Here is a 15,846-nt window from a genome sequence, read left to right on the forward strand (position 1 = left end):
CTGGACACCACCCACCGGATGCGGGATAACAAGCTTCATACAGTATTCGTCGACTGTATGCAATGTACCGCGAGAGCGTTCCAACCCCCTAGGAAGGGACAGGACTTCGCCATGCCCGACGACACCCAGGACGTCATTTCCGGCGGTCATCTCGTCGCCAAGGCCCTGAAGGCCGAGGGGGTCGACCGCATCTACACCCTGTGCGGCGGCCACATCATCGACATCTACGACGGCTGCGTCGACGAGGGCATTGAGGTCGTCGACGTCCGTCACGAACAGGTCGCCGCACACGCCGCCGACGGTTATGCGCGGATCACCGGCAAGCCCGGCTGCGCGGTCGTCACCGCGGGCCCGGGGACGACCGACGCCGTCACCGGCGTCGCCAACGCCTTCCGCGCCGAGTCCCCGATGCTGCTGATCGGCGGTCAGGGCGCCCTCACCCAGCACAAGATGGGGTCCCTGCAGGACCTGCCGCACGTCGACATGATGACGCCGATCACCAAGTTCGCGGCGACCGTGCCGGACACGGCACGCGCGGCGGACATGGTGTCGATGGCGTTCCGCGAGTGCTACCACGGCGCGCCCGGCCCCTCCTTCCTGGAGATCCCGCGCGACGTCCTCGACGCCAAGGTGCCGGCGGACAAGGCGCGCGTGCCGAAGCCCGGTGCCTACCGCGCCTCGACCCGCTCGGCCGGTGACCCCGAGGCGATCGAGAAGCTCGCCGACCTGCTCGTGCACGCCGACAAGCCCGCGATCCTGCTGGGCAGCCAGGTATGGACGACCCGCGGCACCGAGGCGGCCGTCGAACTCGTCCGCACGCTGAACATCCCGGCGTACATGAACGGCGCAGGACGCGGCACGCTGCCGCCCGGCGACCCGCACCACTTCCAGCTGTCGCGCCGGTACGCCTTCTCCAACGCCGACGTCATCGTTATCGTCGGTACGCCCTTCGACTTCCGCATGGGCTACGGCAAGCGGCTGTCGCCGGACGCCACCGTCGTGCAGATCGACCTCGACTACCGGACCGTCGGCAAGAACCGCGACATCGACCTCGGCATCGTCGGCGACGCGGGACTCGTGCTGAAGTCGGTGACCGAGGCCGCCTCCGGGCGCGTCAACGGGGGCGCGTCGAAGCGCAAGGAGTGGCTCGACGAGCTGCGCGCCGCCGAGCAGACCGCGCTGGAGAAGCGGCTGCCGCAGCTGCGCTCGGACGCCTCACCGATCCACCCGTACCGGCTGGTCAGCGAGATCAACGACTTCCTCACCGAGGACTCGATCTACATCGGCGACGGCGGCGACATCGTCACCTTCTCCGGTCAGGTCGTGCAGCCCAAGTCACCGGGCCACTGGATGGACCCGGGCCCGCTGGGCACGCTCGGCGTCGGGGTGCCGTTCGTGCTCGCGGCCAAGCAGGCGCGACCGGACAAGGAGGTCGTCGCACTCTTCGGCGACGGCGCGTTCTCGCTCACCGGTTGGGACTTCGAAACTCTCGTCCGCTACGACCTCCCCTTCGTCGGCATCGTCGGCAACAACTCCTCCATGAACCAGATCCGCTACGGCCAGGCCGCCAAGTACGGCAAGGAGCGCGAGCGGGTCGGCAACACCCTCGGCGACGTCCACTACGACAAGTTCGCGCAGATGCTGGGCGGTTACGGCGAGGAGGTCCGTGACCCCGCCGACATCGGCCCGGCGCTGCGGCGCGCTCGCGAGTCGGGCAAGCCGTCGCTGATCAACGTCTGGGTCGACCCGGACGCGTACGCCCCCGGAACCATGAACCAGACCATGTACAAGTGAGGTGATCCGGTGACCGCACAGGCTCTCGAAGGCATCCGCGTCCTGGACATGACCCACGTCCAGTCCGGGCCCTCCGCGACCCAGCTTCTCGCCTGGCTAGGCGCGGACGTCGTCAAGCTGGAGGCACCGTCCGGTGACATCACGCGCAAGCAGCTGCGTGATCTCCCGGACGTCGACTCCCTCTACTTCACGATGCTCAACTGCAACAAGCGGAGCATCACGCTCAACACCAAGACCGAGCGCGGCAAGGAACTCCTCACCGAGCTGATCCGGCGCTCCGACGTCATGGTCGAGAACTTCGGCCCGGGCGCGGTCGACCGCATGGGCTTCACCTGGGACCGCATCCAGGAGATCAATCCGCGTATCGTCTATGCCTCCATCAAGGGGTTCGGCGACGGCCCGTACACCAACTTCAAGGCGTACGAGGTCGTCGCGCAGGCCATGGGCGGGTCGATGTCGACCACCGGTTTCGAGGACGGGCCGCCGCTGGCGACGGGGGCCCAGATCGGGGACTCGGGGACAGGTGTGCACGCCGTGGCGGGCATCCTCGCGGCGCTGTACCAGCGGGAGCGCACCGGGCGCGGGCAGCGGGTGAACGTGGCCATGCAGCACGCTGTGCTCAACCTCTGCCGGGTGAAGCTGCGCGACCAGCAGCGCCTGACACACGGCCCGCTCGCTGAATATCCGAACGAGGACTTCGGCACGGAAGTTCCCCGCTCGGGAAACGCTTCCGGCGGAGGCCAGCCCGGCTGGGCGGTCAAGTGCGCGCCGGGCGGCCCGAACGACTATGTGTACGTCATCGTGCAGCCCGTCGGCTGGCAGCCGATCAGCGAGCTGATCGGCCGGCCCGAGCTGGCCGACGACCCGGAGTGGGCGACGCCGGAGGCCCGGCTGCCCAAGCTCAACAAGATGTTCCAGCTGATCGAGGAGTGGTCCTCGACCCTGCCCAAGTGGGAGGTGCTCGAGAAGCTCAACGCGCACAACATCCCGTGCGGGCCGATCCTTTCCACCAAGGAGATCATCGAGGACGCCTCGCTGGCCGCCAACGAGATGGTCGTCCGGGTGCCGCACCCCGAGCGCGGCGAGTTCGTGACCGTGGGCAGTCCGCTGAAGCTGTCCGACTCCCCCGTGGAAGTGACCAGTTCGCCGCTGCTGGGCGAGCACAACGAAGAGGTCTACGTCGGCGAGCTCGGGCTCGGCGACGAGGAGCTGCGCCTGCTCAAGTCGAACGGAGTGATCTGACGTGATGGCCGAAGACCGGGTGCTGAGGGTGCGTACGCTCCTCGACACCGTCCGGGCCGAGGGGCGTACGGCGCTCACCGCTCCCGAGGGCAAGGTGATCGCGGACGCGTACGGGATCGCCGTACCCGGCGAGGAGCTGGCGACCGACGTCGACGAGGCCGTCGCGTGCGCGGCACGGTTCGGCGGGCCCGTCGTGATGAAGATCGTCTCGCCGGACATCCTGCACAAGACCGACGCCGGCGGGGTGATCGTCGGTGTCGAGGGCGCCGCCGACGTACGGGCCGCGTTCCACACGATCATCGACAACGCGCGCGCGTACAACGCGAAGGCCCGTATCGAGGGCGTGCAGGTGCAGGAACTGCTCCCCCAGGGGCAGGAGGTCATCGTCGGCGCGGTGACGGACCCGACGTTCGGGAAGGTGGTGGCCTTCGGTCTCGGCGGGGTGCTCGTCGAGGTCCTCAAGGACGTCACGTTCCGCCTCGCGCCCGTGGACGCCGACGAGGCGCTGTCCATGCTGGACTCGATCCGGTCGGCGGAGATCCTGCGCGGGGTGCGGGGCGCGGCGGGCGTGGACCGGTGGGCGATCGCCGAACAGATCCGCCGGGTGTCCCAACTCGTCACGGACTTCCCGGAGATCGCCGAGGTGGACCTCAACCCGGTGATCGCCACGCCGGAGGGCGCGGTCGCGGCGGACATCCGGGTGATCCTGTCCGAGGCGCCGGTGAAGCAGCGCCGTCGCTACGCGCGCGAGGAGATCCTCACCTCCATGCGCCGGTTGATGCAGCCGCGTTCGGTTGCCGTGATCGGCGCGTCCAACGAGCAGGGCAAGATCGGCAACTCGGTGATGCGCAACCTCATCGACGGCGGTTTCTCCGGGGAGATCCACCCGGTGAACCCCAAGGCCGATGACATTCTGGGCCGCAAGGCGTACAAGAGTGTCACGGACGTTCCCGGTGAGGTGGATGTGGCCGTGTTCGCCATCCCCGCCAAGTTCGTCGCTGCGGCGCTGGAGGAGGTGGGGCGCAAGGGGATTCCGAACGCGGTGCTGATCCCCTCCGGGTTCGCGGAGACCGGCGAGCACGAGCTCCAGGACGAGATCGTGGCGATCGCCGAACGGCACGGCACACGGCTGCTCGGCCCGAACATCTACGGCTACTACTCCACCTGGCAGGACCTGTGCGCCACGTTCTGCACGCCGTACGACGTCAAGGGCGGGGTCGCGCTGACCTCGCAGTCGGGCGGCATCGGGATGGCCATCCTGGGCTTCGCCCGGACCACGAAGACGGGCGTGTCGGCGATCGTGGGCCTCGGCAACAAGTCGGACCTGGACGAGGACGACCTGCTGACCTGGTTCGGCGAGGACCCGCACACCGAGTGCATCGCCATGCACCTGGAGGACCTCAAGGACGGCCGCGCCTTCGTGGAGGCCGCGCGGGAGACCGTGCCGAAGAAGCCGGTCGTGGTCCTGAAGGCGGGCCGTACGGCCGCGGGCGCGAAGGCCGCCGGCTCGCACACCGGCGCCCTCGCGGGCGACGACGCGGTGTACGACGACATCCTGCGGCAGGCGGGGGTCATCCGGGCGCCCGGGCTGAACGACATGCTGGAGTACGCGCGCGCGTTGCCGGTGCTTCCCACCCCCAAGGGTGACAATGTCGTGATCATCACCGGGGCCGGCGGCAGCGGCGTACTGCTGTCCGACGCGGTGACCGACAACGGCCTGTCCCTGATGGAGATCCCGCCGGATCTGGACGAGGCGTTCCGGAAGTTCATCCCGCCCTTCGGGGCCGCGGGCAACCCGGTGGACATCACCGGGGGCGAGCCTCCGTCGACGTACGAGGCGACGATCCGGCTGGGTCTTCAGGACCCGCGCATCCATGCGCTCGTCCTCGGCTACTGGCACACCATCGTGACCCCTCCCATGGTCTTCGCCGAGCTCACCGCGCGCGTGGTGGCCGATTTCCGTCAGCGCGGGATCGAGAAGCCCGTGGTGGCCTCGCTCGCGGGCGACGTGGAGGTCGAGGAGGCGTGCCAGTACCTGTACGAGCGGGGGGTCGTGGCGTACCCGTACACGACGGAGAAGCCGGTGGCCGTGCTCGGTGCGAAGTACCGCTGGGCGCGGGCGGCGGGGCATTTGGGGGGCGGTTCATGAGGTGAGTGAACGGGGGACCGGCCGACGGTGCGCGTCGGCCGGCCCCGGGACCCGTGCGCGCACGAAAGGCATTGGACAGGGGGCGCTGGCCAGAACTTTCGACGCTAGGGGTGCAACACGACATGACAACCACCGATCTGCCGACATCGGCTCCCTACCGTGAGGTGACCGACGCGAACGGACGCGTCTACCGCATCGGCGAGTCCGACATCGACATCATGGGCCGCAAACGCAAGTGGATGGTCATCCTGCCGTGGGTCGGCATGATGGGCATCAGCTCGGCCGAGTACGCCTTCGCGTCCGCCGAGGACACGCTGCACACGGCGCACAGCTGGAGCAGCGGGCACATCTTCTGGATGCTGGGTGTCTGGGTGTTCTTCCAGGCCGCGGTCGCCTTCCCGGCCGGGAAGCTGCGCGAGAGCGGCAAACTGCCTGCCCGCTGGGCGATGATGTTCGGAGCGGTCGGCACCCTGCTGGGTTATGTGTCGCTCGCTTTCGCGCCGCATGTGATCGTCGCTTACATCGGCTTCGGCATGTTCAGCGGCATGGGCGCGGGCATGGTCTACGCGACCTGCGTGAACATGGTCGCCAAGTGGTATCCGGAGCGCAAGGGCGGCAAGACGGGCTTCGTCAACGGCGGCTTCGCGTACGGCTCCGTGCCGTTCGTCTTCCTCTTCACCGGCTACATGGACCTCACCAACTTCCGCTGGGTGCTGGTCTCGGTCGGCATCTTCCTCGCCGCGGTCGTGGCCACGGCGGGCTACTTCTTCCGCGACCCGCCGAAGAACTGGTGGCCGGCCGACGTCGACCCGCTGAAGAAGCCCGACGACGCGCGTGCCCGGCGCGCGATGGAGAAGAACCCCCCGGCCGTGCACCAGTACACCCCCATGGAGGCGTGGCGGACCGGCCGCGTGGCCCTCATGTGGTTCTGTCTGCTGTGCACCTCGGGCGTGAATATCTTCGGCATCGCCTTCCAGGTGCCCTTCGGTGACGAGGCCGGCTTCGCGGGCGGCATCGTGGCGACCGCCATGTCCCTGAAGGCGATCGTGAACGGCACGGGCCGCGGGGTCATCGGCTGGCTCTCCGACCGGTACGGCCGCAAGCAGTGCCTGATCTTCGTCTGCATCGTCCTCGGCCTGTCGCAGTACGGGATCCTGTTCTCCGGGAACATCGGCAACCTGCCGCTGTTCCTGCTGTTCTCGTCCATCTCCGGCTTCGGTGGCGGCGCCATCTTCCCGATGTTCGCGGCCATGACCGCCGACTACTTCGGCGAGAACAACAACGCCTCCAACTACGGCCTCGTGTACTCGTCGAAGCTGGTTTCCGGCCTGCTCGGCTCCGGCATGGGCGCCGTGGTGGTGGCCGCCTGGGACTACGCCGGCGCGTTCGTCCTGGCCGGCTCGATCTCCCTGTTCGCGGGCTTCATGGCCCTGTTCCTGCACCCGCCGGGACGGCCCCGGCCCAAGCGCGTCACCCCCAATCCGCAACCTCTTGGCGAGGAGATGGCCTGACCGGCCGCATTCCCGGAGCCGCCGCAGACCGTCCCTGCCTCGCAACGACCGACTCCAGAGCTTCTCGCACACGGACCGGGCGGCCCCTCCCGCAGCACGCGGGAAGGGGCCGCCCGGTCCGTCGTCCGGATCAGTGGCGCCGCTTGCGCAGGGCCGCCATGTTGTCGTAGCTGATCTTGGCCTCGCGCAGCGACTGCGCGGGGTCGGTGGCGCTCGGGGAGTTGTCGTCCTCGACCATCGGGTTGTGGTAGTTCCGCTCCCCGACCCGGGAGAAGAACGTTGTGTAGTCGATGACTCCGGTCCCGAAGGGCACCATCTCGTAGCCCATGCCGTTCGTGGTGCTGACGACGCCGTCCTTGGCGTGGAACAGCGGGTAGCGCTTGTTGTTGCGGGCGACCAGGCCGGCCGGGTCGAAAACGTTCCTGCGGGTCGAGCCGTCGTGGGCCGTGTACGTGTGGAACTTGTACTGGGCGACGTGCGCCCAGAAGATGTCCATCTCCAGCCAGACGACCCTCGGGTCGGTGACCTTCAGGAAGTACTCCAGCTTCCGGATGCCCGAGCTGCGGGTCGGTCGGCCCTGGTCGTCCAGCGGGCCGCCGTCGAGCAGGAAGCCGTAGGCCCCGTCGTGGTTGTGGGTGTAGAGCTTGATGCCCTCGCGACGGGCGATCTCGCCGAGGGCATTCCACTTGTCGGCGGCCACGTCCCAGTCCGCACGGTAGGAGCTGCCGGTGGGGTCACCGCCGGTGCCCATGTGGTCCATGCCGATGATGTTGGCGATCTCAAGCTGCTTCTTGAAGGTGTCCAGGTCCGCCGTGGTCAGCGGCCAGGACGGCGGGATGAAGCCGTGGTTGCCCTGGGCGCGCAGGCCGTAGTCGTCGAGCCAGCAGCGCAGCAGCTTGGCGCCCGCGACGGTTCCCAGGTCGGCGCCGCCGGGTGCGTTCGCGTGCTGGCGGTAACCCGCGAACTCCACCTGGCGGTAGCCGTGCCGGGCCAGCTGCTTGAACACCTCGCGGAAGCCGGAGGGCAGGTCGGTGGAGAGGGGGTCGCGGCCGGTGGCGTCACGGACGGTGTAGAGGATGATGCCGCGCTTGTGCGGCGGGACGAGAACATGCCCGCCGTGGCCGTGGCCGTGGCCGTGTCCGTGGCCGTGGTCTCTGTCACGGTCCTGGGCCAGGGCTGGGCCGGCGCCGAAGACGGGCGCAGCGACGGCTCCGGCCGCCACGGCAGTACAGGTGCTGAGGAAGCGGCGCCGGGCCACGCCGAGGCTGCGGCGCAGTCCCTCGTCCGGGGCGGCGGAGGCGGCGGTCTCGGTGCGGGAGGGGTCGGAATACAGGGTCACGAGTGTCTGCCTTCTTTGTCGTGGCCGGTTCCGGTGCGGCCGGGACCGGCCGTTGTCAGTGCCGTGTGTTTCACTCTCAGTAGCTGGATCTCGGCGCCTGTAGGAGCTGGTGCGTCAGCCGAGACCGGCCAGTTGGAGCAGCAGTGACTTCACGTCGGTGGCCGCCACACGGCCGTCGACTGCGCGGGGGGTGGAGCAGATGAGGAGCGGACCGTCGTCGTCGCTCACAGGAAGGCGGCCGTGGCTGCCGCGAATAGGTGAGGGATCCAGCGGCACGACCGCCATGCGGTAGCGCATGCCGAGTTTCTTGCGGGCCAGTGCCGTGGCCGCCTTGACCTTGACGTAGGGGTCGAGGGGATCCATGAAGAGTTCGACCGGGTCGTAGCCGGGTTTGCGGTGGATCTCGACGAGCTGCGCGAAGTCGGGCGCGCGGGCGTCGTCGAGCCAGTAGTAGTACGTGAACCAGGCGTCCGGCTCCGCGACGGCGACGAGCTCGCCGGCCCGTGGATGGTCGAGATGGTGGACCTTCTTGCCCTCGTCGTCGAGGAGTTGCTCGATCCCGGGGAGTCCGTCGAGCGCGGCGCGGGTCGCGTCGAGGTCCTCGGGGCGGCGCACGTAGACGTGGGCGATCTGGTGGTCGGCGACGGCGAAGGCCCGGGACGCCATCGGGTCGAGGTACTCCATGCCGTCCTGCGTGTGCACCTCAAGCAGGCCGACGCGGCGCAGTGCGCGGTTGATGTCGACGGGCCGGTTCACGCGGGTGATGCCGTACTCGGAGAGCACGACGACGGTACGGCCCTCCGCGCGGGCGTCGGCCAGCAGCGGGGCCACGGCCGCGTCCAGGTCGGCGGCGGCCTTCAGGGAGCGCGGGTCGTCGGGGCCGAAGCGTTGCAGGTCGTAGTCGAGGTGAGGGAGGTAGCAGAGGGTCAGGTCGGGGTGCCGGGTGCGCAGGATGTGGCGGGTCGCGGCGATGATCCACTGGCTGGAGACGAGGTCCGCACCGGGGCCCCAGAAGTGGAACAGCGGGAAGGTGCCGAATTCTTCGGTGAGTTCGTCGTGGAGGTCCGGCGGGCGGGTGTAGCAGTCGGGTTCCTTGCGGCCGTCGGCGTAGTAGATCGGACGGGGGGTGACAGTGATGTCGGTGTCGGCGCCCATGGCGTACCACCAGCAGATATTGGCGACCGTGTAGCCGGGGTGGGCGCGGCGGGCGGCGTCCCAGAGTTTGTCGCCGGCGACCAGGCCGTTGTGCTGGCGCCACAGCAGGACGTCGCCGAGTTCACGGAAGTACCAGCCGTTGCCGACGATCCCGTGCTCGGAGGGCATGGTGCCGGTCAGGAACGTGGACTGGGCGGCGCAGGTGACGGCGGGCAGGACGGTGCCCAGTGGGGCGTGGGAGCCGGACTGGGCGAGGGTCTTCAGGTGCGGCATGTGGTCGAGGAGACGGGGGGTGAGGCCCACGACGTCGAGGACGAGGAGTGGAGTGGGGCGCGCGGTGGCGGGGGCGTTCACGGCAGCTCCTTCAGGCCGAGGTCTGTCAGCAGGTCGCGGGCAAGGGTGAGTTCGGCCGCGATGCCGTCCGTGAGCTGGGTGCGGGCGCGGGGCCGCAGCTCCGGTGGGAGGGCCTGCCAGGTGTAGGTCTCGACCTCCAGGTGGTGAGTGAGCGGGCCGGCTCCGCCGACGAGGCGGGCGAGGGCCGTCTTCAGTACGGCGAGCGTGGAGGTGAGGGGCGCGGCAGGGGCCGCGTGCAGCGGGACGTGGAAGTGGGCGCGCCAGGGCGAGGCGTCGGGCAGGGCGTCGTCCCGGAGGGCTGCGCCGAGGTCGTCGGTGCCGCGCAGGCCCGCGGCGGTGGCGGTGCGGGTCTGGTGCAGGAAGCGGGGTTCGTCGAAGGCGGCGAGGGCGTCGCGGACTTCGGGGAGACGGGGGTGTTCGGCGTGCAGTGCGGCGGAGAGCTGGGATTTGACGACGGGGACGCCGGCCTGGGTGAGGCCGTCCAGGGCGGCGTGCGGGTCTTCGAAGGAGGTGGCGAGGTGGCAGGTGTCGACGCAGATGCCGATGCGGTCGTGGGCGATCGCGGTCAGCGGGGCGATGGCGTCGCCGGTGGTCTCGATGACGCAACCGGGTTCGGGTTCCAGGCCGACGCGGATGGAGCGGCCGGTCAGTTCCTGGAGGGCGTCGAGCCGTTCGCCGAGGGTGCGCAGGGCGGTGTGGGCGGCGTCGGCCCGCCGGCTGTCCTGGGCGGTGCGCCAGGCGAGCGGCAGGGTGGAGACGCTGCCCTCGGTGACATCGTCGGGGAGCAGCCCGGCGAGGACACGGGCCAGGGCGGTGGTGTGATCGAGGCGTTCGGGGTCGGCCCAGTCCGGCTTGTACACGCGGTACTTGACCTCTTCGGCACCGAAGCCCTCATAGGGGAAGCCGTTGAGGGTGACGACTTCGAGGCCGCGCCGGTCGAGTTCGGTGCGCAGGGTGCGCAGCGCGGACGGGTCGGTGACGAGGGCGTGGGCGGCGTCCTTGGCGAGCCACAGGCCGATGCCGAGCCGGTCGCGGCCGAGGCGGCGGCGGACAGGTTCGCAGTGGTCGCGGAGCTGGGCGAGGACACCGTCCAGGGTTTCGGCGGGGTGGACGTTGGTGCAGTAGGCGAGGTGCACCGTGGAGCCGTCGGGATGGCGGAAGCGCATGGCTCACTCCCCGCCGCGGAGGATGGAGTTGCCTTCGTGGGTGGCCTCGGTCGCGGCTATGTCGAGGTTCAGTCGTCCGCTGAGCCCGTAGAAGGCGACGGGGTTGCGCCACAGGACCTGGTCGACGTCGTCCTCGGTGAAGCCTTCGGCGAGCATCAGATCGGCGACCTTGCGAGTCTTCAGGGGGTCGCTGCGTCCCCAGTCGGCGGCGGAGTTCACCAGCACCTGCTCGGTCCCGTAGGTGTGCAGGATCGCGACCATCCGGTCCTCGTCCATCTTGGTGTCCGGATAGACGGAGAAGCCCAGCCAGCAGCCGCTGTCCTTGGCTTCCTTGACGGTGGTCTCGTTGAGGTGGTCGAGCAGGACGCGGTCCGGCGGCAGGGCGGACTCCCGCACGAGGTCGAGGGTGCGGCGCAGGCCGGCCAGCTTGTCGCGGTGGGGAGTGTGCACGAGGGCGGGCAGCTCGTGGTCGGCGGCGAGCTGGAGCTGGGCGGCGAGGGCGGTGTCCTCAGCGGCGGTCATCGAGTCGTAGCCGATCTCGCCGACGGCGACGACTTGGTCCTTGACGAGATACCGGGGCAGTTCGTCGAGGACGGGACGGCAGCGCGGGTCGTTCGCCTCCTTGGGGTTCAGGGCGATTGTGCAGTGGTGGGCGATGCCGTACTGGGCGGCGCGGAAGGGTTCCCAGCCGAGGAGGGAGTCGAAGTAGTCGAGGAAGGTCGCGGGCGAGGTGCGGGGCTGACCGAGCCAGAAGGAGGGCTCGACCACGGCGCGGACACCGGCGGCGTGCATGGCCTCGTAGTCGTCGGTGGTCCTGGACGTCATATGGATGTGGGGGTCGAAGATGCGCATCAGGACTCCTTGCCGTGGGGGGTGTCCGATCCGTGCGGTGCTGGTGCGGCGTCGGTCAGGGCCAGGACGCGGGACAGGTCCTGCGGTACGGGACGGCCCGCGGCGGTGCGTTCGGCGGCGTAGTCGCCGAGCATGCGGGCGAGTTCGGCATCGGCGCGGGCGCGCCGCTCCAGCTCGGCCACGTTGTCGACGGGGACGCCGGTGAACAGGCACTTCAGTACGGCGTGCCGCCAGTTGTGCGCGTCGAGGTGGCGGGCGGCGTACGGGCCGACGGCGGCGGCGAGGAGCCGGGTGTCGTTGGTGCGCAGGGCGTCCTCGATCAGCGGGAGGACGTCCGGGCCGGGCACGAGGTGGGGCAGGGCGTGCAGGACGGCCCGGCGCTCGGCGGCGGTGCCCTGCCGGTAGACACGGCTGAGCGCGGCCGGGTCGGCGCCGGCGGCATGGAGGATCAGCACGCGGGCGGCGTCGGCGTACTCGTCCCCGCAGCGGCGGCCCGCCTCGGCGATGCGCAGCTCCCATACGGAGATGGGGCCGTGCGCGCCGGGGTGGGCGGCGGCCTCGGCGAGGGCCTGGTCGAGCCAGGCGCGGACGGCTCCGGGGAGGTGGGTGTTGAGGTGGGCGTGGAGGGATGTGAGGGGGGTGTGGCCAGGGTTGGGGAGCTCGGTGGTTCTGTCGGCATCGGTGACTGACGTGGTGGGGCTGTGCCTGTCCGTGGCCGCGTTCGTGACCGTCGTGTTGTCGTCCGCCTCGGTGGGCGTCGTCGTGTCGTCGGTTCTCGCCGCCGGGGTCGCCGGGGTGGCGTGGGGGTGCTTCACGAGGTGCTCCCTTCAGGGGTGGCGGAGGGCTCGCCGAGGGGTGCGACGGGCGGAGTCGGTGGTGGGACCGGCCCGTTGGGTGACGCGGCGGTGCGGAGGAACGGGAGGGAGAGTGCGGCGCAGTGAGGGCCCGCGTGGGAGTGGCGGGGCAGTTCGACGACGGTCAGGCCCTGGTAGCCGGTGGCGGCGAGGGCCGCCAGGACGGGCGGGAAGTCGATCTCTCCCTCGCCGAACGGGAGGTGTTCATGGACGCCGCGCCGCATGTCCTCGATCTGGACGTGGCGCAGCCAGGGCGCGGCGGCGCGTACGCAGTCGGCGGGAGAGAGGGGTTCGAGGCACTGGCAGTGGCCGATGTCGAGGGTGAGACCGAGGAGTTCGGGGTCGCCGAGGGTGCGGCGCAGACGGTGGAAGTCGGCAAGGGTGGCGAGGAGGTGGCCGGGCTCGGGTTCGACGGCGAGTGGGACACCGGCGGCGGTCCCGGCGTCCAGGACGGGAGTGAGGCTGTCGGCCAGGCGTTTCCACGCCGTGTCCTCGTCCGCGCCGGGCGGGAGGGTGCCGCTGAAGCAGTGCACGGCGTGGGCGCCGAGGTCGGCGGCGACACGGACGGCCCGGAGCAGCAGGTCGACGCGGCGGGCGCGGTCGCCGGGGTCCGGGTCCAGGAGGGAGGGGCCGTGTTTGCGGCGCGGGTCGAGCACATAGCGGGCGCCCGTCTCCACGGTGGCCGTCAGCCCCAGCGCGCTGAGGCGCTGGGCGACTCGGCGGGTGCGGGCGGACAGGTCCGGGGCGAGGGGGTCGAGGTGCATGTGGTCGAGGGTCAGACCGACGCCGTCGTAGCCGAGGTCGGCGAGCAGGGCGAGGGCGTCGTCGAGCCGGAGGTCGGCGAGGCCGTTGGTGCCGTAGCCGAAACGGAGGGAGCGGTGCGGCGAGGCCGGTTCACCGAGGTCCGGTGCCGGGTTGGGCTGGGGGCTCACGTGATGCTCACCTTCCTCGCGTACTTCCGGCCGATCGGGGCGAGCGCCGCGATGGCGAGGGCGGTGACGCCGGCTCCCGCGCGGGCGGCGAGCGCGGCCTGGAGGGGGATGGTCGCGCGGATGCCGCCGCCGACGGCTCGTTGGGTGAGGGGAGGTGAGGGGTTGAGGGCGGCGTGGGTGTAGGGACGGCCTGCCGTCGCGGCGTAGGTGGTCGCGAGGGCGGTGCGTAGGGCGGCGTCGAGGGTGACGCGTGCGCGGTCGTGCCCGGACCTTCGGCGCCCGGTGCCGATGCCGGTGGCGGTGCCGGACCCGACGCCGGTGCCGGGCCTGGTGCCGGTTCCGGTCCTGATGCCGGTGCCGGACTCGACGCCGGCGCCGGTCCTCGTGCCGATGCCGATCCTGATGCCGGAGCCGACCCTCATGCCGGAGCCGATCCTGATGCCGGACCCGACGCCGGCGCCGGTCCTGCTGCCCGACCCGACACCGGTGCCGATCCCGGTACCGGTTCCGGTTCCGGTCGACGTGGCGTCCCGCGTGCCCCGCGTGCCGCGTGTCACGAGCCGGGTGAGGGCGGCCGTCGCGGTGAGGGCGGCCAGTGGTGCCAGGGCCGAGCCGCCCTGGGTCTCCCGGCGGGAGACCGCCGTCACCGCGAGCGTGTGGGTGCCGAGGAGGGCGGCGGAGGGCAGCGCCTCCTGCGGACGGCCGGTGGTGGCGGCGGCGCCGAGGAGGTGGTCGAGGCCGCGGGCGGCGGCCATGGCCAGGGGGCCGGCGGGGGTGTGCTTCAGTGCGAGGTCGTACGCCCAGACCGTGGCCGCGAGGGGCGTGGCCACGGCCAGGGCCGGGCGGCCGGCGCGGGCCGCGAGGGCCAGCCCGGCTGCGGTGAGAGCGCAGGCCGCCGTGAGGGCGGAAGACGGCCGGATCCGCCCGGAGGGCAGGGGCCGCTCAGGACGCTCGGCGGCGTCCTCCTCCCGGTCCGCCCAGTCGTTGAGGGCCATACCGGCCTCGTAGAGACACAGGGAGGAGCCGATGGCGAGGAAGGTCCGCGGGTTGGGGCGGGCACCCGTGGCGACGGCACCGCTCAGGGCGTCGCCGGGGACGGTGAACAGCGCGGGAAGCCGCAGGAGTTCGGCCCAGGCGCGGCTACGGCTCATGGCCGCTCTCCCTGGCGTGCCTCGCCCTGGGGTACGTCGCCCTGGGCCGACTGCGCGGACGTATCCGCCCCGGCGACCGCATCCGCACCGGCACCAGCCGTCTTCGCACCGGCGCCGCCCGCCACCGCACCGGCACCCGTGCCGAGGTCGGCGGAGGCAGCCGCACCTCCGAGCCGTTCCGCCAGCCGGCAAAGCGCGGCGTACTGCTCGGCCAGGCCCGCCGGTCCGTCCCCCACCGGGTCCTTGAAGTAGAAGCCCAGCTCGCCGAGCGGACCGGACAGGCCGGCCTCGTGGGACCGGGCGGTCAGGCGGGCCAGGTCCAGGACCAGGGGTGCCGCGAGGGCCGAGTCGCAGCCCTGCCAGATGGTCTGGAGGATCATGCGGGTGCCGAGGAAGCCGTCGAAGGCGATGTGATCCCAGGCGGTCTTCCAGTCGCCGAGCGCGGGCACGTCGTCGATGTGGACCTCGCCCTCGGGAACGGTGCCAAGGGTGTCGGCGAGGACGCGTTCCTTGCCGGCGTTCTTCGCCGCTGCGGCGGCCGGGTCGGCGAGGGCCGCGCCGTCGCCGCCGCCGAGCAGGTTGGTTCCGGACCAGGCCCGTACGTTCAGCGCCCGCTGCGCGAACATCGGGCCCAGCACGGCCCGCAGCAACGTCTGTCCGGTCTTGCCGTCCCGGCCTGCGTACGGCAGTCCGCTCCGCTCGGCCTCGCGGGCGGCGACGGGGTGGTGCATGCCCTCGGACGGGGTGAAGTTGACGTAGGGGCAGCCCGCGCGCAGGGCCGCCAGCGCGTACAGGGTGCTGGCGGGTAGCGGGGCGTCGGGCCCCTGGGACGCGGGTTCGGTGGAGGCGACGTTCACCACGACGGCCCGCTCCAGTTCGTGGCGGTGCACGAAGTCGCGTATGTCGTCGGCGAAGGCGGTGATCAGTTCGGCCTCGCTCCTGGTGTCCCCCGGGGTGGGGCCGCCGGGCCTGATCTCCCGGTCGGCGGCGGCGAGTTCGGCGGCGACGGCGGCGGCCACGCCCGGCGGGAGGACTCCGCCGGCGGTCAGGGCCTCGGCGCGTTTGGGCAGGGGGCAGTCGACGGTGTCATGGCCGCCGAAGACGAGGTCGGACAGCGCGGGCAGGCAGCTGTCGGTGAACGCCGGGGTCTCGGTCACCATGCCGGTCGGTGGGTGCAGTCCCGCGGTGACGGCGGCGCACCCTGTGACGACGGTGGTGGCGACGGAGCCTCGGGCGCCGATCAGCCACACCCCCACACGCGGTCGGGAGAGGGACGCGGACATGGGCAGCCTCCTTGTCGTGCACGAACCCCCGGAGGGGAGGGAGGGAGACGGCGGGCGGGGGTCC

Annotated in this window: 12 protein-coding genes; 4 read left to right on the forward strand and 8 right to left on the reverse strand. The window is 71.0% G+C overall.

Annotation, left to right across the window (positions count from 1 at the left end):
- Positions 1 to 111: 111 nt before the first annotated feature.
- The 4 genes from SSP24_RS04620 (at position 112) to SSP24_RS04635 (ending at position 6,696) form a co-directional block, all read left to right on the forward strand.
- Positions 112 to 1,794: a thiamine pyrophosphate-binding protein gene (locus tag SSP24_RS04620; protein WP_141307480.1), complete on the forward strand. Its 1,683-nt coding sequence runs from the start codon at positions 112 to 114 to the stop codon at positions 1,792 to 1,794.
- 9 nt (positions 1,795 to 1,803) lie between these two features.
- Positions 1,804 to 3,036, forward strand: a complete 1,233-nt coding sequence (frc, locus tag SSP24_RS04625) for a formyl-CoA transferase (RefSeq protein WP_141307481.1) — start codon at positions 1,804 to 1,806, stop codon at positions 3,034 to 3,036.
- Between the two features lie 4 nt (positions 3,037 to 3,040).
- Entirely contained in the window at positions 3,041 to 5,185 is a 2,145-nt protein-coding gene (locus tag SSP24_RS04630) for an acetate--CoA ligase family protein (protein ID WP_141307745.1), read from the forward strand.
- A gap of 122 nt (positions 5,186 to 5,307) precedes the next feature.
- Entirely contained in the window at positions 5,308 to 6,696 is a 1,389-nt protein-coding gene (locus SSP24_RS04635) for an OFA family MFS transporter (protein WP_141307482.1), read from the forward strand.
- A 130-nt stretch (positions 6,697 to 6,826) separates the two neighbouring features.
- Here SSP24_RS04635 and SSP24_RS04640 read toward each other — a convergent pair whose 3' ends face one another.
- From SSP24_RS04640 to SSP24_RS04675, 8 genes are all read right to left on the reverse strand, one after another.
- Positions 6,827 to 8,035 (reverse strand): sugar phosphate isomerase/epimerase family protein, encoded by a 1,209-nt coding sequence (locus SSP24_RS04640; RefSeq protein WP_141307483.1) that lies wholly within the window; start codon positions 8,033 to 8,035, stop codon positions 6,827 to 6,829.
- A 114-nt stretch (positions 8,036 to 8,149) separates the two neighbouring features.
- Positions 8,150 to 9,544, reverse strand: a complete 1,395-nt coding sequence (locus SSP24_RS04645; protein ID WP_141307484.1) for an alkaline phosphatase family protein — start codon at positions 9,542 to 9,544, stop codon at positions 8,150 to 8,152.
- On the reverse strand, positions 9,541 to 10,710 hold the full coding sequence (eboE, locus tag SSP24_RS04650; protein ID WP_141307485.1) for a metabolite traffic protein EboE: 1,170 nt from the start codon (positions 10,708 to 10,710) through the stop codon (positions 9,541 to 9,543). The genes SSP24_RS04645 and eboE overlap by 4 nt, the downstream gene beginning before the upstream one ends.
- A 3-nt stretch (positions 10,711 to 10,713) precedes the next feature.
- Entirely contained in the window at positions 10,714 to 11,562 is an 849-nt protein-coding gene (locus SSP24_RS04655; protein WP_141307486.1) for a TatD family hydrolase, read from the reverse strand.
- Positions 11,562 to 12,377 carry an EboA domain-containing protein gene (locus tag SSP24_RS04660; protein ID WP_174864592.1) on the reverse strand — a complete coding sequence of 272 codons (816 nt, stop codon included), beginning with the start codon at positions 12,375 to 12,377 and terminating at the stop codon, positions 11,562 to 11,564. The genes SSP24_RS04655 and SSP24_RS04660 overlap by 1 nt, the downstream gene beginning before the upstream one ends.
- Positions 12,374 to 13,348, reverse strand: coding sequence for a sugar phosphate isomerase/epimerase family protein (locus SSP24_RS04665; protein ID WP_141307487.1), 975 nt, complete (start codon positions 13,346 to 13,348; stop codon positions 12,374 to 12,376). The genes SSP24_RS04660 and SSP24_RS04665 overlap by 4 nt, the downstream gene beginning before the upstream one ends.
- Positions 13,345 to 14,499, reverse strand: a complete 1,155-nt coding sequence (locus SSP24_RS04670) for an SCO3242 family prenyltransferase (RefSeq protein WP_141307488.1) — start codon at positions 14,497 to 14,499, stop codon at positions 13,345 to 13,347. The genes SSP24_RS04665 and SSP24_RS04670 overlap by 4 nt, the downstream gene beginning before the upstream one ends.
- On the reverse strand, positions 14,496 to 15,782 hold the full coding sequence (locus tag SSP24_RS04675) for an inositol-3-phosphate synthase (RefSeq protein ID WP_229864770.1): 1,287 nt from the start codon (positions 15,780 to 15,782) through the stop codon (positions 14,496 to 14,498). The genes SSP24_RS04670 and SSP24_RS04675 overlap by 4 nt, the downstream gene beginning before the upstream one ends.
- Positions 15,783 to 15,846 lie beyond the last annotated feature (64 nt).

It is taken from the genome of Streptomyces spinoverrucosus (assembly GCF_006539505.1).
Taxonomy (GTDB): Bacteria; Actinomycetota; Actinomycetes; order Streptomycetales; family Streptomycetaceae; genus Streptomyces; species Streptomyces spinoverrucosus.

Bases quoted from the DNA above. Each gene is read 5' to 3' on its own strand.
- SSP24_RS04620 (WP_141307480.1), top strand. From the start codon at position 112: ATGCCCGACGACACCCAGGACGTCATTTCCGGCGGTCATCTCGTCGCC.
- SSP24_RS04630 (WP_141307745.1), top strand. From the start codon at position 3,041: ATGGCCGAAGACCGGGTGCTGAGGGTGCGTACGCTCCTCGACACCGTC.
- SSP24_RS04670 (WP_141307488.1), bottom strand. From the start codon at position 14,499: ATGAGCCGTAGCCGCGCCTGGGCCGAACTCCTGCGGCTTCCCGCGCTG.
- SSP24_RS04635 (WP_141307482.1), top strand. From the start codon at position 5,308: ATGACAACCACCGATCTGCCGACATCGGCTCCCTACCGTGAGGTGACC.
- SSP24_RS04675 (WP_229864770.1), bottom strand. From the start codon at position 15,782: ATGTCCGCGTCCCTCTCCCGACCGCGTGTGGGGGTGTGGCTGATCGGC.
- eboE (WP_141307485.1), bottom strand. From the start codon at position 10,710: ATGCGCTTCCGCCATCCCGACGGCTCCACGGTGCACCTCGCCTACTGC.
- SSP24_RS04655 (WP_141307486.1), bottom strand. From the start codon at position 11,562: ATGCGCATCTTCGACCCCCACATCCATATGACGTCCAGGACCACCGAC.